General features: G+C 63.6%; 24 protein-coding genes. 12 read left to right on the top strand and 12 right to left on the bottom strand.

The features are described from left to right. Window positions 1-7: 7 nt before the first annotated feature. Together HBA99_RS18775 and HBA99_RS18780 are read left to right on the top strand one after the other, a co-directional pair. Complete coding sequence (locus HBA99_RS18775; RefSeq protein WP_030096813.1) at window positions 8-742, top strand: class I SAM-dependent methyltransferase; 735 nt, start codon at window positions 8-10, stop codon at window positions 740-742. Window positions 743-808: 66 nt separating this feature from the next. Next, a complete protein-coding gene (locus tag HBA99_RS18780) occupies window positions 809-1,486 on the top strand; it encodes a hypothetical protein (RefSeq protein ID WP_030096812.1) in 678 nt (225 codons plus the stop codon). A 2-nt stretch (window positions 1,487-1,488) separates the two neighbouring features. Here HBA99_RS18780 and HBA99_RS18785 read toward each other — a convergent pair whose 3' ends face one another. Genes HBA99_RS18785 through HBA99_RS18795 form a run of 3 tightly spaced genes read right to left on the bottom strand, consistent with a single transcriptional unit; the run spans window position 1,489 to window position 3,318 of the window. Then, window positions 1,489-1,788 (bottom strand): DUF3017 domain-containing protein, encoded by a 300-nt coding sequence (locus HBA99_RS18785; protein ID WP_030096811.1) that lies wholly within the window; start codon window positions 1,786-1,788, stop codon window positions 1,489-1,491. A gap of 14 nt (window positions 1,789-1,802) precedes the next feature. Beyond that, on the bottom strand, window positions 1,803-2,648 hold the full coding sequence (locus HBA99_RS18790; RefSeq protein ID WP_030096810.1) for a bifunctional methylenetetrahydrofolate dehydrogenase/methenyltetrahydrofolate cyclohydrolase: 846 nt from the start codon (window positions 2,646-2,648) through the stop codon (window positions 1,803-1,805). A gap of 19 nt (window positions 2,649-2,667) precedes the next feature. After that, window positions 2,668-3,318, bottom strand: coding sequence for a nitroreductase family protein (locus HBA99_RS18795; protein WP_057964501.1), 651 nt, complete (start codon window positions 3,316-3,318; stop codon window positions 2,668-2,670). Window positions 3,319-3,407: 89 nt separating this feature from the next. On the opposite strand from HBA99_RS18795, the gene HBA99_RS18800 reads away from it, so the two are divergent. Both HBA99_RS18800 and HBA99_RS18805 read left to right on the top strand, forming a co-directional pair. After that, on the top strand, window positions 3,408-4,586 hold the full coding sequence (locus HBA99_RS18800; protein ID WP_057964502.1) for an NADH:flavin oxidoreductase: 1,179 nt from the start codon (window positions 3,408-3,410) through the stop codon (window positions 4,584-4,586). A gap of 10 nt (window positions 4,587-4,596) precedes the next feature. Next, window positions 4,597-4,914, top strand: coding sequence for a hypothetical protein (locus HBA99_RS18805; RefSeq protein ID WP_030096807.1), 318 nt, complete (start codon window positions 4,597-4,599; stop codon window positions 4,912-4,914). A 57-nt stretch (window positions 4,915-4,971) separates the two neighbouring features. Here HBA99_RS18805 and HBA99_RS18810 read toward each other — a convergent pair whose 3' ends face one another. Beyond that, window positions 4,972-5,379, bottom strand: coding sequence for a winged helix-turn-helix transcriptional regulator (locus HBA99_RS18810; protein WP_057970197.1), 408 nt, complete (start codon window positions 5,377-5,379; stop codon window positions 4,972-4,974). Between the two features lie 87 nt (window positions 5,380-5,466). Between HBA99_RS18810 and HBA99_RS18815 the strand changes: the two genes are divergently transcribed. Together HBA99_RS18815 and HBA99_RS18820 are read left to right on the top strand one after the other, a co-directional pair. Next, window positions 5,467-6,060, top strand: a complete 594-nt coding sequence (locus tag HBA99_RS18815; protein WP_057970196.1) for an NAD(P)-dependent oxidoreductase — start codon at window positions 5,467-5,469, stop codon at window positions 6,058-6,060. Between the two features lie 128 nt (window positions 6,061-6,188). Beyond that, on the top strand, window positions 6,189-8,735 hold the full coding sequence (locus HBA99_RS18820; RefSeq protein WP_070952107.1) for an ATP-binding cassette domain-containing protein: 2,547 nt from the start codon (window positions 6,189-6,191) through the stop codon (window positions 8,733-8,735). Window positions 8,736-8,760: 25 nt separating this feature from the next. Here the strand turns inward: HBA99_RS18820 and HBA99_RS18825 are convergent, their stop codons facing one another. The 3 genes from HBA99_RS18825 to HBA99_RS18835 all read right to left on the bottom strand — a co-directional run bounded on the left by HBA99_RS18825 (window position 8,761) and on the right by HBA99_RS18835 (window position 10,828). Continuing rightward, window positions 8,761-9,315 carry a pentapeptide repeat-containing protein gene (locus tag HBA99_RS18825; protein ID WP_070922906.1) on the bottom strand — a complete coding sequence of 185 codons (555 nt, stop codon included), beginning with the start codon at window positions 9,313-9,315 and terminating at the stop codon, window positions 8,761-8,763. A 77-nt stretch (window positions 9,316-9,392) separates the two neighbouring features. Further along, window positions 9,393-10,376 (bottom strand): zinc-binding alcohol dehydrogenase family protein, encoded by a 984-nt coding sequence (locus tag HBA99_RS18830; protein WP_199252981.1) that lies wholly within the window; start codon window positions 10,374-10,376, stop codon window positions 9,393-9,395. Next, window positions 10,373-10,828, bottom strand: coding sequence for a MarR family winged helix-turn-helix transcriptional regulator (locus HBA99_RS18835; protein WP_057969769.1), 456 nt, complete (start codon window positions 10,826-10,828; stop codon window positions 10,373-10,375). The genes HBA99_RS18830 and HBA99_RS18835 overlap by 4 nt, the downstream gene beginning before the upstream one ends. A 109-nt stretch (window positions 10,829-10,937) precedes the next feature. On the opposite strand from HBA99_RS18835, the gene HBA99_RS18840 reads away from it, so the two are divergent. The 3 genes from HBA99_RS18840 to HBA99_RS18850 all read left to right on the top strand — a co-directional run bounded on the left by HBA99_RS18840 (window position 10,938) and on the right by HBA99_RS18850 (window position 12,181). Further along, window positions 10,938-11,318: a YybH family protein gene (locus HBA99_RS18840; protein WP_057969770.1), complete on the top strand. Its 381-nt coding sequence runs from the start codon at window positions 10,938-10,940 to the stop codon at window positions 11,316-11,318. Window positions 11,319-11,447: 129 nt separating this feature from the next. Continuing rightward, window positions 11,448-11,684, top strand: a complete 237-nt coding sequence (locus HBA99_RS18845) for a hypothetical protein (protein ID WP_057968685.1) — start codon at window positions 11,448-11,450, stop codon at window positions 11,682-11,684. 110 nt (window positions 11,685-11,794) lie between these two features. Further along, on the top strand, window positions 11,795-12,181 hold the full coding sequence (locus HBA99_RS18850; RefSeq protein WP_070922907.1) for a hypothetical protein: 387 nt from the start codon (window positions 11,795-11,797) through the stop codon (window positions 12,179-12,181). Here HBA99_RS18850 and HBA99_RS18855 read toward each other — a convergent pair. From HBA99_RS18855 to HBA99_RS18865, 3 genes are read right to left on the bottom strand one after another with little or no spacing between them, the layout of a single operon-like run. Then, entirely contained in the window at window positions 12,178-12,651 is a 474-nt protein-coding gene (locus HBA99_RS18855) for a GNAT family N-acetyltransferase (RefSeq protein ID WP_057967701.1), read from the bottom strand. The genes HBA99_RS18850 and HBA99_RS18855 overlap by 4 nt on opposite strands. A gap of 43 nt (window positions 12,652-12,694) precedes the next feature. Then, entirely contained in the window at window positions 12,695-13,045 is a 351-nt protein-coding gene (locus HBA99_RS18860; RefSeq protein ID WP_070950700.1) for a VOC family protein, read from the bottom strand. Window positions 13,046-13,070: 25 nt separating this feature from the next. Then, window positions 13,071-13,991, bottom strand: a complete 921-nt coding sequence (locus tag HBA99_RS18865) for an AraC family transcriptional regulator (RefSeq protein WP_070952456.1) — start codon at window positions 13,989-13,991, stop codon at window positions 13,071-13,073. Between the two features lie 51 nt (window positions 13,992-14,042). Here HBA99_RS18865 and HBA99_RS18870 point away from each other — a divergent pair, with 51 nt between their 5' ends. Continuing rightward, window positions 14,043-14,504 (top strand): tRNA (cytidine(34)-2'-O)-methyltransferase, encoded by a 462-nt coding sequence (locus tag HBA99_RS18870; protein WP_070950698.1) that lies wholly within the window; start codon window positions 14,043-14,045, stop codon window positions 14,502-14,504. Here the strand turns inward: HBA99_RS18870 and HBA99_RS18875 are convergent. Beyond that, window positions 14,501-17,782 carry an error-prone DNA polymerase gene (locus tag HBA99_RS18875; RefSeq protein WP_070952106.1) on the bottom strand — a complete coding sequence of 1,094 codons (3,282 nt, stop codon included), beginning with the start codon at window positions 17,780-17,782 and terminating at the stop codon, window positions 14,501-14,503. The two genes, HBA99_RS18870 and HBA99_RS18875, sit on opposite strands and share 4 nt — an antisense overlap. 149 nt (window positions 17,783-17,931) lie before the next feature. On the opposite strand from HBA99_RS18875, the gene HBA99_RS18880 reads away from it, so the two are divergent. After that, window positions 17,932-18,909 carry an alpha/beta hydrolase gene (locus tag HBA99_RS18880; protein ID WP_030096798.1) on the top strand — a complete coding sequence of 326 codons (978 nt, stop codon included), beginning with the start codon at window positions 17,932-17,934 and terminating at the stop codon, window positions 18,907-18,909. A gap of 93 nt (window positions 18,910-19,002) precedes the next feature. After that, complete coding sequence (locus HBA99_RS18885; RefSeq protein ID WP_070933007.1) at window positions 19,003-19,566, top strand: TetR/AcrR family transcriptional regulator; 564 nt, start codon at window positions 19,003-19,005, stop codon at window positions 19,564-19,566. Here HBA99_RS18885 and HBA99_RS18890 read toward each other — a convergent pair. Next, window positions 19,563-21,224 (bottom strand): hypothetical protein, encoded by a 1,662-nt coding sequence (locus HBA99_RS18890; RefSeq protein ID WP_199252982.1) that lies wholly within the window; start codon window positions 21,222-21,224, stop codon window positions 19,563-19,565. The two genes, HBA99_RS18885 and HBA99_RS18890, sit on opposite strands and share 4 nt — an antisense overlap. Between the last annotated feature and the right edge of the window lie 48 nt (window positions 21,225-21,272).

Consider the following 21,272-nt stretch of genomic DNA (forward strand, 5'->3'; position numbering starts at 1 on the left):
AGCGCGAATGCCGGACGCACACGCAGAGCCCTCGCTTTCGTTCGGTTCACAGGCGGCCGCCTACGAACGGGGCCGACCGTCCTACCCGCCCGAGGCCATCGACTGGCTGCTGCCCGACGGAGCGCACGATGTCCTGGATCTGGGCGCCGGTACCGGGAAACTCACCACCCGCCTGGTGGAACGCGGGCTCAACGTGATCGCGGTGGATCCGCTCGCCGAAATGCTTGAAGTACTGAGCAATTCGCTTCCCGAAACCCCCGCACTACTGGGCACCGCCGAGGAGATTCCGTTACCCGACAACAGCGTGGATGCGGTGCTCGTGGCGCAGGCCTGGCACTGGGTGGATCCCGAACGCGCCATTCCCGAAGTCGCTCGCGTGCTGCGCCCGGGTGGGCGGCTGGGGCTGGTGTGGAACACGCGCGATGAGCGCCTGGGCTGGGTGGCCGACCTCGGCAGGATCATCGGCAGTGAGGACGATCCGTTCAACCACACGGTCAGCCTGCCCGCGCCGTTTAGCGGGCAGCAACGACACCAGGTCGAATGGACGAGTTACCTTACCCCTCAGGCACTTCTGGATATGGTGGCCTCACGCAGCTACTGCATCACCGCCCCCGAAGCCGCCCGGAAGAAGACCCTGCAGCAGGTTCGGGAACTGCTGTCCACCCATCCTGCGCTTGCCCAGTCGACGGGACTGGCGCTGCCGTACGTCACCGTGAGTATCCGGGCGACACTCAACCAGTAGAAGATCTGTGAATCGGGTGCCCCAATTCACAGAGACGAATAGGCCGCGTGCCGCTACGGTGTACCCGTGCGTACGGATCGCCGCCTGCTGGCAGCCCTCTTTGTCACCACCACATTCCTGACCCCGGCACTCGCCGGCTGTGGATCGGCGGGGTCACCTTCGGACACCAAGAACCAGTCCGAATCCAGCGCCAGCAGCGCGCCCACCGAACGGCACACTCGGCAGTTCATCCCCGAACTGGGCATCTACGTCACCCTCCCGCATGACTGGGTGGCCTTCGCCGACGGAGTGCACGACAACAAGGGGCAGGTGACCTTCCAAGTCCGGCCCAAGTGGGAGTCAACGGAATTCGCGCAGTACGTGCGCATCCGCAAGTTGACGGCTTCCGACGAGAACACGGCCGCACCCGAGGTAAAGGGCTGGCTCGAATCGTCGAATGCCGATGCGGTGAGCGACTTCGTCAAGAGCCGTAAGTCGAAAGTCACTGCGGATAAACGAGACTCATGGGACGGCCCCAACTTGCCCGGAGCCTCGGCAAGCCTGGAGCTGGAGAAGCCTCCGGTCGCGGAGGGCAAGCCGCCGTCCGCCGTCACACCCAAGATCTACGTGGCGTTTGTCGGGCAGGGCGATCAACGTTGGCAGATCGCCACCAGCAATACCGGCAGCCCCAGCGGAGAACCGTCGGAGCAGTTCTTCGGCGAGCAAGCCGATGCCATCGCACGCTCGGCGCAACTGCTCAAGTAGGTCTATCCGGTGCCCAGCGGGTCGATCGTCAACGCCAGGTAGACCATCACCGCAGCGACGGCACTGAGAGCACCGACGTCAAAGGTCTTGCTGCGCACCGCTAACAGGCCCGCGGTGTCATCGGCCAGCACCAACCGCAGCGCCGCGGCCACTCCCACAGCGATCCCCACGACCAGCGCACCGCGGCGCCACCGATCCGCGATCACCAATCCCAGCGCCACCAGAAAGACCGCCGATACCACCAGAATCGGCCACTGCTCACGGGCGAAGCGGCGGACGGCATCAAGAGCCGCCCCGTACATGCCCCGGGTAGTCGTCACGAACGTTCCGCTCGCTCGATCACGTTGCTAAGCAAGAACGCTCGGGTCAAGGGTCCGACTCCGCCCGGGTTGGGCGAGACGTACCCGGCGACATCCCAGACGTCCTCGGCCACGTCGCCGGTCAGCTTGTCGTCGACCCGGCTCACGCCCACGTCGATCACCGCGGCACCCGGCTTGACCATGTCCGCCGTCACCATGTGCGGCACGCCGGCAGCGGCGACGATGATGTCGGCCTGCCGGGTCAAGGCAGCCAGGTCACGGGTTCCGGTGTGGCACAGGGTGACCGTCGCGTTCTCCGAGCGGCGGGTGAGCAGCAGCCCGAGGGGACGGCCCACCGTGACGCCACGACCGATCACCACCACGTGCGCGCCGTCGAGCTTGACGTCATAGCGACGCAGCAGATAGACGATGCCCCTCGGCGTGCACGGAAGCGGGGCTTCCTTGCCCAGCACCAGCCGGCCCAAGTTCGTGGGGTGTAGCCCGTCCGCGTCCTTATCGGGGTCGATGCGTTCCAGCGCCTCGTTCTCGTCGAGGTGCTTGGGCAGCGGCAGCTGCACGATGTAGCCGGTGCAGTCCGGGTTGGCGTTCAGCTCGTCGATGGTGGCGCACAGTGTGGCTTGATCTATATCCGCGGGCAGATCGCGGCGGATCGAGTTGATGCCCACCTTGGCGCAGTCGGCGTGCTTACCGCGAACATAGGCGTGCGAACCCGGGTCGTCCCCCACCAGGATGGTTCCCAGGCCTGGGGTCTTGCCCGCCGCGGTCAGCGCCGCGGCGCGAGTGGCCAGCTCCACAAAGATCTCGTCGCGGGTGGTCTTGCCATCAAGTCGAGTCGCCGTCACACGGCCAGTATTCCAGCTCTCACCAAGTGTCCCAGTGCAGGACGTCGGCGACGGGCTGGCGCTTGGCAGGCCGGAAGTCCGTGCCGACGGTGTACGCGATGGGGAACAGCCCGCCCTGGGTGATCTTGTCGAACGGGATGCCCAGGATGTCGGCGGTGCGCTTCTCACCGTCGTCCATCAGGTGCAATGTCGTCCAGGCCGATCCCAAACCGCGGTTACGGGCGGCGAGCATGAAGCTCCACACCGCAGGAAGCAACGATCCCCACGACGAGGCCGCGCCGACCACCGGCAGATTGTCGAGTCGTCCCTCGATGCAGGGAATGAGGAACAGTGGCGCCCGCTCGAAGTTCTCGGCGAGGTAGCCGGCCGAGTCCACAACCTTTTCCTTACGCTCGGCCCGGGTGTCGCCTTCGGCGTAGGTGGCGCCTGCGCCCTTGGCGTACTTGTTCCAGCCTTCGCGGTAGATGTCGGCGATCGCCTTCTTCTTGTCGGCGTCCTCCACGATCACCCAGTGCCAGCCCTGATGGTTCGAGCCGGTCGGTGCCTGCAGCGCGATGTTCAGACATTCCTCGACAACCGCGCGCTCGACGGGCTTGTCGAAATCAAGGCGCTTGCGCACCGAACGGGTGGTGGTCAGAACTTCGTCGGCTGACAGATTCAGGGAGGTCATACGACGAACGTACATCCACCGGGCTTACCGAAAATTAGGAGTCCGCATCCAGAATTCGCCGTCCGTGGTCGCGGCGTAATCTCCCGCTCATGGGCAATGACGCCGCTGGAGTTCCCGACGTGTTGGCGCCCGCGCGACTCGGCCCCATCACATTGCGCAACCGGACAATCAAGGCCGCCACATTCGAGGCCGCCTCACCGGACGCTTTCGTCACCGACGATCTCATCGAGTATCACCGCAGACCCGCACTCGGCGGGGTCGGCATGACAACGGTTGCCTATTGCGCCGTCGCCCCCGAGGGACGCACCGAATACGGCCAGGTCTGGATGCGTGAAGAGGCCCTGCCCGGGCTGCGGCGCCTCACCGGCGCCATCCACGACACCGGCGCCGCCGTCTCGGCGCAGATCGGCCATGCCGGTCCGGTGGCCAATGCGCGATCGAACGGGTCACGTGCCCTGTCCCCGATCCGGTTCTTCAACCCGTTGGGCATGAAATTCGCCCGCCGGGCCAGCACTTCCGATATCGAGGGCGTGATTGCCGCGCACGCGAACGCGGCCCGGCTTGCCATCGAGGCCGGTTTCGACGCCGTCGAAATCCACTTGGGCCATGGCTATTTCGTGAGTTCCTTCCTGAGCCCACTGTTCAACAGGCGCAGCGATGAGTACGGCGGATCGCTGGCCAACCGCGCCAAGGTGGCGCGCGCGGTGGTGCAAGCAGTGCGGAAGGTGGCCGGCGATCGGCTGGCGGTGACCGCGAAACTCACCATGACCGACGGCATCCGCGGCGGCATCCCGATCGAGGAGTCTTTGCAAACCGCGAAATGGCTGCAAGAAGACGGCGGACTCGATGCCCTGGAACTGACTGCGGGATCCTCTCTGGTCAACCCCATGTACTTGTTCCGCGGCGAGGTGCCGATCCGTGAGCTCGCCAGCGGCTTCCCCAAACCCATGGGTTGGGGCGTGCGGCTCACCGGAAAGAAGTTCTTCCGGTCCTATCCCTACCGCGACGCCTTCCTACTGGACGATGCCCGCCGGTTTCGCGCCGAACTGGACATGCCCCTGATCCTCTTGGGCGGAATCGCCGGCGGCGACACCATGGACCTGGCGATGGCGGAGGGCTTCGATTTCGTGGCCATGGGACGTGCGCTGCTGGCCGATCCGGATCTGGTGAATCGGGTGGCGGCCGACCGGGCCGCCCATTCCCGATGCACCCACTGCAATCAGTGCATGGCCACGATTTTCAGCAGAACCCACTGCGTGCTCACATAGCATCGCTGCCATGACGGCGGCGCCCGAACACCAGAGACCGGGAACCGCCGAGTCCGTCGTCAGCTGGCTGCTGTGGGTGCTGGTGACCGCGGCGGCAGGCGTCGTCGCGTTCGCCTCGATCTTCCCGCTCGCCTTCAGCGGCGCCGCACCCGAACAGGCCGACGCGGCAGCCGCGGTGTTCGTCTGGTCGCTGCTGACCCTGTTCACGTGCATGGCCGCACCCATCGCCATGGGCATCGGGCACTGGCGGCATTGGCACATTTGGTACTGGCCGGCGCTGTGCGTGTCCGTCCTCGTCAGAACGCTGTTTCTGCTGCACAACCTGTGAGCGTCCGGCGCGACCAGGTCACCACCGGTGAGCGACACAGTCGCTGGTGTCGTGCACTCACCTGACCGCGTCGGTTGATGACAAGTCCCCATCATGGGCTTCCCGGTTGCGCACGATTTGCGCCACATTGCGCTCTGCCCACACCCGCAATTGGTCGATGGGCTCGCGAAGCGAAACGCCCAACTCGGTCAGCTGGTACTCCACTTTCGGCGGGACCGTGGCATAAGCCATTCGCTTCACCAGCCCGTCGCGGAGCATCGAGCGCAGCGTGGACGTGAGCACTTTGCTGGTAATGCCGCCGACGCGATCGCGCAGGACAGTAAACCGCAAGGGTCCGTCGGCAAGGGCCGCGACCACCAGGACTGTCCACTTATCCCCGACTCTGTCCAACACGATCCGGGTGGGGCATTCCGTGTCGAACAGGTTTCCCAACCAGTCATCCACGGGCTGTGACGAGGCAGACATCAAAAACTCCATTAGTTACTTTGAGGTACCAAGTTACCACTGGATACCTTTGGGGCGTTCACACGGATTGAAGAAGGGACTCGCCCCATGAAAATCGCGATATTCGGCGCAACCGGAATGGTCGGCTCGCGGATCGCCGCCGAGCTACGCGGACGCGGACACGAGGTGACCGGTTACAGCCGCCGAGGTAGTGACACCGCCGGTGCCGGAACACTCTCCGACAGCACTCTCGTGGCAACAGTCGCTGCCGGGCATGACGCTGTGGTCTCCGCGATCGGACCAAGCCGCGCCGGTGAACCACACAGCGAATTCATCGACGCGATCAGCACAGCCGCCGCAAACCTCCACGGCACCCGGCTGTTCGTCGTCGGCGGTGCGGGAACGCTCCGTGTCAACGGAATACGCCTGGTCGACTCCCCAGAGTTCCCGGAGGCGTACCGCGCCGAGGCACTGACTCAGGCTGCCGCGCTGGAGATACTCGAGCGGACCGGACAAGACGTGGACTGGGTGTACCTCTCCCCGGCGCCGCTCATCGAGCCGGGAGAGCGCACAGGTTCCTACCGCGTCGCAGGTGACTCCCCAGCGGGCCAGCGCATCTCGGCCGAAGATTTCGCGGTCGCGGTAGCCGACGAACTTGAACACCCGGCACACCGACACGAGCGATTTACGGTCGCCAATTGACCGCCGACTGACACAGTGCCCGGCTGCCGGATCGGGCGCAGCTCACGAGTGCGAGTCTTCCCGCGCCCGTGCACAGCTCCGGCGCGGGAAGACTGACCACTCGCTGTGAACCGATACAGTCGATAGCGATGACTGGTCGGGAAGCACCCACTCTCACGGTGGTATTCGACGGTGACGAGCGAAAGTTCGCGCCCGGGCACGATATTCATATCGGCCGCGATATCCACGCCGATGTACGCATCACGCACCCGTTGGTGTCGCGTATTCACCTGATAATCAGGTTCGTCGACGGTAAATGGATCGCCGAGGACCAGCGCAGCCTCAACGGCATCTTCGTCAACGGCCGTCAGGTCGGTTGGGTCGAGGTGCGGGATGACACCGTGGTCAACCTCGGCGACCCCGGCGGACCGCGGCTGACGTTCGCCCTGGGCGGTCTCGGCAGCGAAACGCAGCTGGGAATCGCTCCCCCCACCATGCGTGGTCCGGCCTCGGGTCTGCAGCCAGCCCCCTATACCGGCACTCAGGAGCACTACCCCACCGGCGGTTACCAATCCGCTCCGCAGACCTACGGGCAGCCGCCGAGCCAGCAGCACCCCTACGGCGCACCGCCCTCGGGGCCCCAAACCTATGGAACGTCCGGGCCCACCCGCCCGCGCCAGCAGTATCCGTCGGAACCCACCCCAGTGCCCCCCGCCGCCTACGCCCACGAGCCGGTCGAGCCGTTCGGCACCCGTGCGATGCGCGCGCTCGGCATCGGCGGCGCACCCAAACCGTCACCCGGTGCCATCACCGTCGGTCGCGCCCCCGACAACACGATCGTCGTCAACGACGTGTTGGCCTCGCGGCACCACGCCTTGTTGCTTCCGTCGGCCGGTGGCCTGGAAATCCAGGACCTGCACACCATCAACGGCACCTTCGTCAACGGTGTCCAGGTTGAACAGGCAACGGTGCGCGAGGGTGACACCGTCACCATCGGTAACGTCGACCTCGTCGTTCAAGACGGCACACTGGTCAAACCGACGACAGCCGCCCGCGTCGGCGGGCTTGAGGTGCAGGGTATCGACTTCACCGTCGAGGGCGGCAAGAAGCTGCTCGACAACATCAGCTTCTCCGCAGGCCCCGGATCACTCACCGCGGTCATCGGCCCATCAGGTGCCGGCAAGTCCACCCTGGCCCGGCTGATCGTCGGCAACACCCAACCGTCGGCGGGCAAGGTGTCCTTCGAAGGTCACGGGGTCCACGCCGAGTACGCCGTCATGCGAAACCGCATCGGCATGGTGCCACAGGACGATGTGGTGCACCCGCAGCTGACGGTGAGCCAGGCACTGCATTACGCCGCCGAGCTGCGATTGCCCCCGGATACCACCAAAGAAGACCGCGAACAGGTCGTGTCCCGGGTTCTTGAGGAACTCGAGATGACCAAGCACGCGGAGACGCGCGTCGACAAGCTCTCCGGCGGGCAGCGTAAGCGCGCCTCGGTGGCCATGGAGCTGTTGACCGGTCCGTCTCTGCTGATCCTGGACGAGCCCACCTCGGGCCTGGATCCGGCACTGGACCGTCAGGTGATGAGCCTGATGCGCCAGCTCGCCGACGCCGGCCGCGTAGTGGTGGTGGTGACGCACTCGCTGACCTATCTGAGCTACTGCGACCAGGTGCTGCTGCTGGCCCCCGGTGGCAAGACCGCATACTGCGGACCTCCACGCAGCATCAACCAAGAGATGGGCACGACCGACTGGGCCGACATCTTCGCCAATGCCGCGGCCGACCCGGACGGTGTGCACCAGGCCTATCTGGCCCGGCATCCCGCTGCGAACAAACCCGTCACCGCCCCGGTACAGCCTGGCGACCTCGGCAAGCCCCCGAAGACAAGTCTGCTGCGGCAGGTCTCCACGGTGGCGCGCCGCCAGGGACGGCTGATCCTAGCCGACCGCGGCTATTTCATCTTCTTGGCGCTACTGCCGTTCGTCCTTGCCGGATTGGTGTTGTCGGTACCCGGTAGTGCCGGTTTCAATGTGGCGTTGCCTGACAACCCGAACGAACCTGGACTGCTGCTGGCGCTGACGAACCTCGGTGCCAGCTTCCTGGGTCTGGCGCTGACCATCCGTGACCTGATCGGTGAACGGGTGATCTTCCGCCGTGAGCAGGCAGTGGGCCTGTCGGCCACCGCATATCTGCTCGCCAAGATCGTCACCTACTGCGGAGCCGCCATCGTGCAGTCCGCGATCATGACGGCCGTCATCGTGATCGTCCGCGGTGGACCGACGCAGGGCGCGGTGCTGCTCGGAAACGCGAACTTCGAGCTGTGGGTCGCCGTTGCCGCCACCGCATGCGCGGCCACCGTGCTGGGCCTGGTGCTGTCCTCACTAGCCACCTCCGCCGAGCAGGTGATGCCGATGCTGGTGATCGCCACCATGACGCAGATCGTCTTCAGCGGCGGACTCATCCCGGTGACGGGACGTGCGGGGCTGGAACAGTTCTCGTTCCTGTTCCCCTCGCGATGGGGCTTCGCAGCCACCGCCGCGACCACCGACCTGCGCAAGCTGGTGCCGGTGGGGCCGCAGGACGAGCTGTGGAATCACGATGCGGGAACCTGGCTGTTCGACATGGGCATCTTGGCGCTACTCGCGCTGGTGATGGCCGGATTCGTGCGCTGGCGCATCCGCCTCAAGGGCTGAGTTCTTTCGAAGAGACGGGCCCGCCTTAGCCGCCGTGCACGTCCAGTCCGTGCCCTGCGGCATACGCGACGGCTTGGGGCAGATCGACTTTCGCGGCCATCAGGGTTGCGGTGGTCCACAACGTCGGGTCAATGCGGGCACCCCGCAGGTCCGCACCGTCGAGTTTGAGATTCTGCGTGCGGGCACCGGTGAAGTCGGCGCCGTGCAGATTGGCCTTGCGCATATCGGTGCCGACCAGGTTGGCCTCCCGGAAACGGCAGTCCGACAGGTCCATCTCACGCAGATCGAGCCCGCCGAGCGAGGACAGCGTGAAGTCGGTCTCGGTGAACTTCGAAGGGCGCACCCGGCAGTCGGTGAGCGTGGAGCCCAGCAAGCTGCACTGGCGGAACTCCGAATGCCATAGCGATGTGCGGCGGAAGGTGCAGTTCCGGAAGGCGGAGCCGACATGCAGCGACTCGGTGAGATTGGCGCCGCTGAAGTCGCACTCGGTGAAAACCACGCGCTCGGTGCGCAGTTCACGAAAGTCCTCGTCGTAGAAGGTCTCTCCGGTGATCTCACGGTCAGTCCAGTGCTCGGCCATGCCTGACATCATGCCGGGCGGGTCCGACGGGTGACCATGCGATCTCGGCCTTGGTCCGCGGGGCCGGCGTCACACGGTCACGTGGTTGTCACAACGAGTTTCCCACTCGCACGGCCCGCTTCCATTGCCGTGTGCGCCTCGACTATCTCGTCGAAGGCGTAGACACGATCGATAGGAACAGCAATGTTGCCGGAGGCGACACCGTCGAGATACTCCTGTAGGACATGTGCGGGTAGGTCGGCGGCGCCTCCTCCGTACGAGGTGAGGCGGACGCCCCGTGGGATGTACTCAATGGGATAGAACTCATCCACTGTCCACTGGTTGGACAACATTCCGGTGAAACACACCACCCCATGCACGCGCGTGGCACGCAGAGTGTCGGGCAGTGTTGGGGTACCGACAAGTTCCAGTGCGGTATCGACGCCGCCGGGGAGGAGATCACGGACTTGGCGTGCTATCTGGCCGTCGTCGACAAGGACGTGGTCAACGCCAATCCTGGCTAGCGCACTGGCTTTTCCGGGGTTCCGCGTGGTGGAAAACACAGTCATATTGCGCTGTTTGGCCAAGATCGCAGTGGCCATGCCGATCGAGGATGTGCCGCCCCGGATAAGGAGCGACTGACCGTCCGCGGCATCCAGTCCTACCGTCAAGGATCCATATGACGTTTGCAGCATCTCCGGTACCGCGCCAATCGTGGCCCAGTCCAGGTCGCTGGAAAATGCGGTCACTTGCGTAACAGGCACACAGGTGTATTCGGCATATCCGCCATCGAATTCCCGGCCCATGCCACCCATGATGGCCATCACCTGCTGCCCCACCGCGAACTCACCGCCAGGGCACGCTGCCACCACACCGGTCGCTTCGATCCCGAGCACCCTCGGAAAGGTGACTCCTTCCGCTAGGCCCAGGCGGGTGTGCAGTTCAGATCTGTTCAGGCCAAACGCTTTCACCGCAATAAGCACCCAGCCTTCGGCCGGTTCTGGGACCGGTAATTGCCGGATCTTCAGAGCTTCCGGAGGCCCGGGGGCGTCCAGCACGATGGCCCGCATGGTCGTGGTCACAACACTCCCCTATTCTTCGCACTGCTGTTTTGTTCCGCTGCGCGGACTTTGGTCAAGATGGTCGCGAACTGCTGTAGCTCGCCAGCGGATAGCACCTTCCCCAAACGGGTGGAAAGTTCTTCCTCCAGAGCCAATTTCGCCCGGGCTAGCAGACGCTTGCCTGATGGCGTCAATTCGATGACCGAGGAGCGCCCGTCTTCGGGATTGGGCCGACGCCGACAATGCCCGGAGGCTTCGATGCGGTCGACGAGCTTGCTGGTACCGCCTACCGTGATGAGCAAGTCGGTGGCGATGTCGTTTACCCGACACAAGCCGTGCTGCTCGATGACCCGCATCGGCTCATAGCGACTCAGCGGCAGATCAAAGTCGGTACGCAGTCGCACATCCACGGCGTTCCACAGCCCGATCTCCCACCTGACCAGCTCTCTGAACATCAGCTCTAAATCTGCCATGACACATCCACCCGTCCTGCCGAGCATTACCTTCCATGGAATATACCATCGGCGTTTCCTGTACTGTATTCCATGGAATGCAAATTCTCGGAAAGACGACAGGAATCAGATGACCAACGAACACGACGTCAAGACGCTGCTCTACACGTATGAGCAAGCGCTGAACAACAGCGACGCAGCCTTGGCCGCCTCTTGCTACACCGCCGGCGGAGTCTTCATGCCGACTGCTCAGCCCACCGCGACAGGGGATGGATTGCGTGAAGCATATGAACAAATCTTCAGTGCCATCCGCCTCAACGTGACGTTCACCATCGATGAACTCGTCATAGCGAGTGACGACATCGCGTATGCCCTAACTCGCAGCAAAGGCACTCAGACCGTGCTGGCCGACGGCACCCGAAGCACCGAGTCCAACCGCGAGGTGTTTGTCCTCCACAAAGAAGACGGTGCGTGGAAAATAGCCCGATACATGTTCAACAAGTCCGAATAACCTGCACACAGTCTGGCCGGCTGCAGGGGTGATGCCCTGGGCCGTCGCACCATGTTCCACGAGCCGAACATCGCTTACCGCTGAACAGGATCGGCCACTCTGAATGTGGCCCACATAGAGTGTGAAGCGATGAGAGCGCCGGACCCCGACTTCTACGTCGCATTGATGGCGGCCGTCAGCGGAGGCATCTGCGTACTCGCGGAACCGCGCGAAAGTACCCTCCAGAAATGGCTTTACTGGGCCGTCGCTCCGGCGGTCGCCATCGCATGCATATCGCTGGCCCTTGAGAGCGTGCTCGCGGGATTCGGGCTTGGCGTCTTCGTAGTCTTGTTTCTTGCCCTGATGTACCTCCGATACAAGCTCTGACACCCCTGAGGTTGCCCACCACGCTGCCGATCCTCCCCGTGGATTGAACGAAGACCCCGAGGCTCTTCGGCGTACAGTGCGCTCATCGGGTTGGACTTGAGGAGGGAATCATGAAGGCTATCTTGGTTGCGCTGGCAGCGTTAATAAGCTGTGCCCCAGTCAGTTATGCCGATCCCATCAAGTTCTCCGACAACACCGACCTCGGCACATGGTTGGCATCAAACGGATTCAGCTGTGTGCCTGCACTCGATTTTCTGTTGTGCTCGTATCAGGAAAGGGCACATTCGTGGCAGTTTCAGGTAGTCAATGGCGATACCACAGCTAAGCGAAAGGCAAGCTGTGACGCTGGTACAGCAGTGAGTCAAAGCCATCTGCAAGGCGACACATGGGCTCTCTTCTCCGGCAAGGGAGATGGGGCACTATCCGGCATGCTCGAAACGATGAACACCAAGGGCTTGGCGGACGGGAAGATCGTTACCTCATGCCCTTACAACTAGGCCGACCATTGGATGGCTAGCGTCATGAAGGTGCTGTTGGCGTCTTCGATGTAGGAGTCGAAGGGGCCACACTCAATAAACCCGTGTTTACGGTAGAGCGCCCGGGCCGGAGCGAAGAAGTCCATACTGCCGGTCTCCAACGAAACCCTGTTCACACCACGATTCCTGGCGTCATTAAGGACATACAGAAGCATCATTGAGGCGATGCCTTGACCCCGTCGGTTCGGGTCGGTCCGCATGCTCTTGAGTTCCTCGTGTTGTGCAGAGATCTGGGCCAGCGCAACAGTTCCGACCAGATCGTGCCCGTCCCGGGCAACCCACAGTCTGACTCCGGAATCCTGCAGGCCCACCGCATCTAGAGCGTGCTGACTCTCCGTTGGCGCGGTCGGCGCGACATCGTCCAGGTGGGCCTGCAAGAATGCCAGAAGCGCACTGTCCTGGAAATCTGCCACTGTGATCGAGAGCGCCACGATCTGTTCTCCCGGTGCTAGCGGACTGTCGGATACCAGTCCATCATGCAGTGTGGCGGGCAGGCTGATGCAGGCCGAACCGTACGCCCTGGTCGTCCCTGCAGAATGCGAACCTGCCGAAATCAGGCTCCTCAGGTCTGGGATCTTCGGCTTCACCGCCGAGTTTGCGGACGGATGAGACTGCGGCCTCAATATCCGGGACCCCGAAGAATACGTCGATCCGGCGGTCCTCATCATCGTTGTGCAGTCCGCCTCGCACGCCCCCCGTTTCAAGCCAAGCCTGCCCAGTCTCACCCATTGCGTGCGGTGTCCAGCCGAAGAGCTGCAGGTAGAACTTCTGAGCGCGTACCGCATCGGGCACACCAATCTCGAAGTACGTCGGTTCACCAGTCATCGTCGGGGTTCCTCCTCGTATGGATTTATCTGATAGCACCGACGCTAGGCCCGCCATCCGCCCCCGTCTTGTACAAATGTTCGCCGGCCATGGGGATCCCGCATCCCAGCAAGTCGTCGTGCCGTAATCCGGCCCATTCCCGCGGTGAACACCCAGCGAGCATCCGGAAGTCTCTGTTGAAATGCGCCTGGTCAAAGTAACTGCAAGCCAATGCGATCGAGGAGAGCGATCGGTGGCCCGGTGCAGACAACGTCATTGCGCGACGGAAACGAAGCACGCGTGCAGCCGCCTTGGGTGTCAGTCCGACTTGGCTGCGGAAACGTCTCGCCAATCGAGCACGACTCCAACCGATCTCGGCGAGTATCTCCCCGATGATCGCGGTCCCACCGGTGCGATTCAGCCAATCCCAGGCAAATTCGACCTCGACGTCAGGCTCGGGTCCATCAGCCACGGCGCGCATGAACATCGAATCGAGCAGGTCGAAACGGCGTGTCCAATCAGGCTCAACAGCAAGGCGTTCGGGTAGATATCGGCCGTTCTGCCCGAACAGGTCTTCAAGACTGACCACGCGATTGCTCACTTCGTCCATCGCCACGCCGGACATTCGATACAACCCGAGCGGCGTCAGCCGCACCTCAACGCAGTGCTGCGTACCCGAATGCAACGTGGAGGTTGGCCCCTGGCTGATACCCGCACCGAATGCTTGCCACATCCGTGGGGACGCATGATCCGCTACATCGGCAACAAGCAGCGGGTCATCGAGTTCGATGATGAGCACCGGCTCGACACTGGCAACCTCGCTGCGCTCGACGGGCCGGTAGGACCACTCGCGAAGTTCGGTATATCCGTGCGCGATACCGGCGAGCGTGGCGTCAGCAGATGTAGTCACTGCCCGCCAGGCGGCTTCGTCTGTAGTCCCACGCTCATAACTTGCCGGACTGCGCATAGTCCCATCCTGCGCCATGTCGCGCCGCGAGGAGCAGGGATACTGTCACCCGTGTTCCGCATCCTTTTCCACGAACCCCGGATAGCCCCGAATACCGGCAATGCCATCCGGATGGTGGCGGGCACCGGGTGCGAGCTGCATCTGGTGCAGCCGCTATTCGACCTGTCGGAGGCCAAGGTGCGCCGCGCCGGCCTGGATTATCACGACATGGCGTCGGTGACGGTCCACGAAAGCCTTTCCGCTGCTTGGGAATCGATGCATCCACAACGGGTCTATGCCTTTACCACTCATGCGACCGTCAGCTACACCGACATCGCCTATCAGCCGGGTGATGTGCTGCTGTTCGGCCCCGAACCGACCGGCCTGGATGCCGAGGTCCTGGACGATCCACACATCACCGAGAAGGTACGCATCCCGCTGCTACCAGGGCGCAGATCACTCAACCTGTCCAATGCCGCAGCCATCGCCGCATACGAGGCCTGGCGTCAGCATGGTTTCGAAGGCAGCGTCTAACGGAAGTCCCGCGAGGCGGATCTGATACGCAGGTCCAGTGGTCGCAGCTGATCGGCCACCACGGTGATGGCTCCGCTGGCATTCTGCACCTGGCCACGAATGATCAGCGCCTGCGCGGTCACCGCCAGCTTGCGGTACCGCGCCCACAGCCCCACCGAGCACACCACATTCACCATTCCCGTCTCGTCCTCAAGATTGATGAACGTGACCCCGGCTGCGGTGGCAGGCCGCTGACGATGGGTGACCGCCCCCGCCACCAACACCCGCGACCCGTCCGGCACATCGAAGAGCCCCCTGGCCGGAACGACACCCAGCTCGTCGAGCTGTTTCCGCAGGAACTGGGTGGGATACGCGTCGGGGGTGACTCCGGTGGCCCACACATCGGCAGCAGCCTGAGTCACCTCCCCCATCGGCGGCAGCACCGGAACCCGGGAGGACACCCCGACTCCGGGTAACCGGTCGGGGCGCTGCGCAGCGGCCGCACCCGCAACCCACAGCGCCTCACGCCGGGACATGCCGAAACAACCCAGCGCCCCTCCAGTGGCCAGCGCCTCGACCTGCGCCGTAGTCAATTGGATGCGACCGGTCAGATCGAGCAGAGAAGCGAACGGGCCATGCGTTTTTCGTTCCTCGACAATGGCGTGAGCCAGGTCGCTTCCGATGTGGCGGACGGCGCCCAGCCCGATCCGCACCTCCAGGCCGGCATTCTCCAACGTCGCATAGGACAAGCTGGCATTCACATCGGGACCGTGCACGGTGACACCGTGCCGACGAGCATCGGCCACCAAGGACTGCGGCGAATAGAAACCCATGGGCTGTGCACGCAGCAGCGCCGCGCAGAATGCGGCCGGATGATGCAGCTTGAACCAAGACGAATAGAACACCAACGAAGCGAAGCTCTGCGCGTGGCTTTCCGGAAAGCCGAAATTGGCAAAGGCGTAGAGCTTTTCGTAGATGCGGTCGGCCAGCTCTCCGGTGATGCCATGCAGGTTCCGCATGCCCTCATAGAATCTGCTCCGCAGCCTTTCCATCCGTTCCGGCGACCGCTTGGATCCCATAGCCCGGCGCAGCTGATCGGATTCGGCGGGGCTGAACCCCGCGACATCGACGGCGAGTTGCATCAGCTGTTCCTGAAACAGCGGCACTCCCAGAGTTTTATCCAACGCAGCCGCCATCGAGGGATGGTCATGCTCCCAATCTTTGTCGATCTTGTTGTATCGCCGGATATACGGATGGACTGAGCCACCCTGGATGGGTCCCGGCCGGATCAGGGCCACCTCCACCACCAAGTCATAGAAACACGTGGGCTTCAGGCGGGGCAGCGTGGCCATCTGGGCGCGCGACTCCACCTGGAAGACCCCCACCGAATCGGCGCGGGCCAGCATCTCGTAGACCGCCGCCTCAGAGAGGTCGATATGGGCCAGGTCCACCTCGATGCTCTTGTGTTCGCGGACCAGGTCGATGCAATAGTGCAGCGCAGAGAGCATGCCAAGGCCGAGTAGGTCGAACTTAACCAAACCCACTGCCGCACAATCATCTTTATCCCATTGCAGCACGCTACGGTTCTCCATGCGCGCCCATTCGACGGGCACCACATCGGCCAGCGGGCGATCGCAGATGACCATGCCGCCGGAGTGAATGCCCATGTGCCGGGGAAAATTCTTGATCTGCTGAGCCAGGTCGATCACCTGCGACGGAATGCCGTCAACCTCCGCCGCGTCGGCCAAGCCGCCCCAGTGCCCGAGTTGCTTGCTCCAGGCGTCCTGCTGCCCCTGCGCGAACCCTAGAGCCTTAGCCATGTCCCGCACGGCCATTCGGCCACGATAGGTGATCACATTGGCCACCTGCGCCGCATACTCGCGGCCGTACTTGTTGTAGACGTACTGGATGGCCTGTTCCCTTTCGTCCGATTCGATATCGATGTCGATGTCCGGCGGGCCGTCGCGAGCAGGCGATAGGAACCGTTCAAATAGCAGACCATTGGCCACCGGGTCGACATTGGTGACCCCGAGCGCGTAGCAGACCGCCGAGTTGGCGGCAGAGCCGCGCCCCTGGCACAGGATGTCGCTGCGACGGCAGAACTGGGTGATGTCATGCACCACCAGGAAGTAGCCCGGAAAATTGAGTTGGGCAATGATTTCCAGCTCGCGCTCGATTTGAGCGTAAGCCTTCTGCGCCCCCGCCCGGGGACCGTACCGACGCGCGGCACCTTCGAGGGCCAGATGCCGCAACCAGCTGTCCTCGGTATGGCCGGACGGGACGTCGAACGGCGGCAATTGCGGGGCAATGAGTCGCAGATCGAAAGCACACGCCTCCCCCAACTCGGCGGCCGCCGTCACCACCTCCGGGCAATGCGAGAACAGCCGCGCCATCTCATCTCCCGAACGCAGATGCGCACCCCCCACCGGCTCCAACCATCCCGCCGCATCATCGAGGCTCTTACGCGCGCGCACCGCCGCCATTGCCATGGCCAGGCGCCCACTCTCGGGTGTGGCGAAATGCGCTGCGGTGGTAGCGATGACACCGACACCGAACCGCGGAGCCAATGCGGAAAGCTCCGCGTTGTGGTCATCCTCATCCGGGTGGCCATGCCTGCTGATCTCGATGCTGACACGGTCGGCACCGAACCGGCCGACCAGATCGGCCAGTGCCGCCTCAGCCGCAACCGAGCCACCGGCGGCAAGTGCCCGTCGCACATGCCCCTTACGGCACCCGGTCAGGATGTGCCAGTGCCCACCCGCTGCCTCGGTAAGCGCGTCAAGGTCATAGCGCGGCTTACCCTTTCGGTCTTTTGACGTTCCTCCCGACAAGTGCGCGGTGGCCATTTGCCGCGACAACCGCCGATACCCCTCCTGGCCCCGCGCCAGCACCAGCAGGTGTACCGAATCCTCCGTATTACCCTGCCCGCCAAGAGAAAGTTCCGCACCGAACACGGTGGGCAGGCCGAGCTCCTTGGCCGCTTCCGCGAAACGGACAACTCCGTAGAAACCATCGTGGTCGGTGATGGCTAGCGCCTTGAGGTCAAGCCGCGCGGCCTCCTGCGCCATCTCCTCGGGCAGGCTGGCACCGTCTAGAAAGCTAAACGCCGAATGCGCGTGCAGCTCCGCGTACGGCACCGCCGACCGGCCGCGCTCACGAGTGGGCGGTTCATAGGGCGGGCGTTTCCGGCTCCACGCCGGACCGTCCCCGCCATCCCCCGGAGGCGCGTGACGGTTGGGGCGCCCATCAAGCACCCGCTCCATTTCGGCCCACGTCGGGGGACCTTGCGACCAGCCCATTCAAACAGTTTATCGAACATATGTTCTATAGTTCAATCGCTCGACCGGCCCTTATTGGCAAAGTAACTAACTAGATATATACATGTATGCTGACAAGGCCCCGCACCTGGCGCGGCGGGCAAGCACCTAGCGAGAATCTGGAGAAGCGAATGCCACACCACGGCAACTACACGCCCGAGAAGGTCACCTTCCCCTCGCATGGCGAGGACATCGTCGGTGTCGTCCACCGCCCTTCCGGTGACGGCCCCTTCCCTGCGGTGGTCCTGCTGGGCCCGTACTCGTTCGAGAAGGAGCAGGCCCCGATTCACTACGCCACCCGTCTGGCCGACGAGGGTTTCCTGGCGCTGGCTTTCGACCCGCGCACCGTGGGCGAGAGCGGCGGCACCCCGCGCCGCCTCGAGAATCCGAAGATGAAGAACGAGGACGCGGTAGCGGCCATCGACTACCTGCTCACGCGCGACGACGTCGACGCATCGCGCATCTTCGGGGCCGGCGTCTGCCAAGGCGGACCCGAAATGCTCGACATCGCCTCATACGACGACCGGATCAAGGCCGTTGCCTCGGTGACCGGTTACTACCGCGATCGCGAGACCGATCTGTTCATGATCGCCGCGGGTGTCAGCGAGAACCCCTTCGATCCGGCTACCGCACCCACCACCGAACAACTGGAAGCGCTACTGGATGCCCGGCTCGAGCGGGCACGCGATGCCAAGACCCGGTACGAGCAGACCGGCGAAGTCATCTACGCGCCCCTGGTCTCTCCTGACCTGGGCGACCCCGTCGCCGGGTCTGATGCCGGGCTGCCCGGCCCACTGGTGTGGAGCTGGTACGGATCGTGGACGCTCAAGGGCTGGGAGAACCGTTACGCCATCATGAGCGACCTCGACCACTTCGACTACAGCACCGTGCCCGGTGCCGCCAAGCTCGACAAACCCGCATTGGTGATCCACTCCGACACCTGCATGAACCCGGCGGCGGCCCGGCGGCACTTCGAGTCGATCCCCTCCGACGACAAGAAGCTCATCTGGGAGAACGGCACCAACCACTTCCAGTACTACGACCAGCCCGACATCGTCGACCGCACCGTCGGCCACATCGCCGACTGGTTCAACAGCCACCTGGCCTGACGGGGGGCGCACCGGCTGGGTTGGCGGGCATAACCGCTGCCCCAGCCGGTGCGCTGCCGAAATCACGCGGCGGCATGCCTCTAGGCTCTTGGGATGCCGCCCGACGCCTCTGCCACCAAGAAGCGGCTGCTCGATGCCGCGTACGCAGAGTTCGCCGAGCACGGACTGGCCGGTGCCCGTGTCGACCGGATCGGCGCCGCGGCCGGTGCCAACAAACGGCTGCTCTACGTCTACTTCACCAACAAGGAAACGCTGTTCGACACCGTCGTGGCCCATTCGATTCAACGGATGTCCGATGCCGTCCCATTCACGCCCGACGATCTGCCGGGCTACGCGGGCACTTTGTTCGACCACCTGATCAAGCATCCCGAGCACCTGAGGCTTGCCACCTGGGCGCAGCTGGAACGGCCCGTCGCGGGCCCAGCCGAAACTGCGGCTTACGCGGCCAAAGTCGCGGCGATCGCCGCGACAGGCTTACCCGCGGACGGCGTGGAGCCGGCCGACATTCTGGCCCTCACGCTCGGGCTGACCACCGCGTGGCTCGGCGCATCGCCGGCCCTGCGCGGTCTTGCGGCTTCGGAACCCTTCTCACCCGAGCGCCTGACCATCCACCGTGCCGCACTCGTCAGTACTGTCGAAAAACTCGTCGGCGGTTAGCCTGCGATCTTCGCGCGGAACGGGCCGCCCACACTGTTGAATAGCAGATCCCCATTGGGTAAACCCTCGATCAGCGCGTACGCACCGTTCCCCAGATTTGACTGACCGAATACGGTGCGGTGCACCGTTTCTCCGGTTTTCCAGTCCAGACCGGTCACTTCCCATCCTTCGGCCTTGGTGTATCCGTTGAGGAAGACGATGCCCGAGCTGGTGGATACCGCAGGCACCATGGATGTCGACACCACATCGCCCCTCGTCCACGCCGATGCCCACCGATGCCCCTTGGGATCCCATTCGAATCGCTCCACGCCCTGCGGCGCCGGCGACACCGGGCCGTTGGCCAGCACGTCTACCAACCGGTCCGGGGCTCCGCCTGCGCCAATGTTCTGGACCACGAAAGCCCCGTAACCGTTGACGACCACCGACTGCTCACTCTGGATGAACTCCGGCAACGGCTCCTTCAGGCCAGCGGTGACCTGGATCTGATCGGCGATCCGGTTGGACTTGGTGCCCGGCTTCTGCTGCAATCCGTCCGGGATCTTGTTGCGCCAGAAAGCAACTAACTTCATCCTGTCGCTGCCATCGGTGATGACGACGAGTTCGTCGGAATCCTTGCCGAACCCCATCAAAGTCGGCGTAGACCCCGTACCGATACCGAACTTCACCGCCGGAGGCTGACGCCCGAAGTCATAGGGCGATGACCACGCGCCGTCAGACTCGTCAGTCGAGAGCTTCGACCCGGTCCACACAATCTTGCGCATCAGCTTGTCCGAGGCCACGTAGATCCCATTATTAGCATCCACCGCAACCGAATTCGATACCGTCTCATCGTCGCCAAACCGGATCTGTTGGATAGGCGGCGCGTCGAGCCCGCGGTCGAGAACCGTCAGCGACCGGTTGGACTGCACCAACAGATGACCGTCGTAGGTCATCGAGACTCCGACGATGCTCTCCGGAATGCCCAGAGTCGTCATGCCGGTTCCCAGATAGGGCTTGAATTTGTAGGTCTTCTCGACCTTGATGCCCGCAGCCGGGTTGTCCTTGTCCTCAAGTCCGAACTTGAGGATCTCCGCGTTCTGCGTCACGTAGTAGAGCTCGTTGTCCTTGTCGACCGCGCCGTATACGCCGTTGGTGAGCCGCTTCCAGGTGGCTCCGCCCCAATGGTCCCGAATCGCGGCCTCGATCTGCTCGACACTGCCGAACTTCTGATTGAGGACCACATCGAGATCCTGCACCGAGATCGGCGACACTCCTGGGGTTTCCAGTGACGCCACCTGACGGAACCCGCCGTCGGACACATCCACATAACGGACACCCGATGACGAGCTCACCCACATGTATCGCGGCGACGTGGAGGCCATCGTGATGATGTTGACCGGGCCACCGGGCACCCGGGGCATCGCGGCCGGATCGACGTGGAAGGTACCCCGCGGGATGGGGTCGGCAAAGCTATCGGTCTGGGCCGAATCGATATGCGTGATGCCGTACTTCTCCGCCGAGAGGTACGGATTGCGCGCAGGCCCGTCAGCCTTGGCGTCCTCAGATGCCGAGCTCGATTCCGGTGAGTGCGCGGTCTGCTTGCCGCAACCGGCGACAACAAGCAGTGCTGAACATGCGATGGCCATTGCACCCCGACCCCAGCCGTACTTCCGTTCCATCAGCACGCTCCCTGCCTGAGTCCAGTTAACAACCAGAATTATTGTCGG

The sequence above is a fragment of the Mycobacteroides chelonae genome (genome assembly GCF_016767715.1).
GTDB classification, from domain to species: Bacteria; Actinomycetota; Actinomycetes; order Mycobacteriales; family Mycobacteriaceae; genus Mycobacterium; species Mycobacterium gwanakae.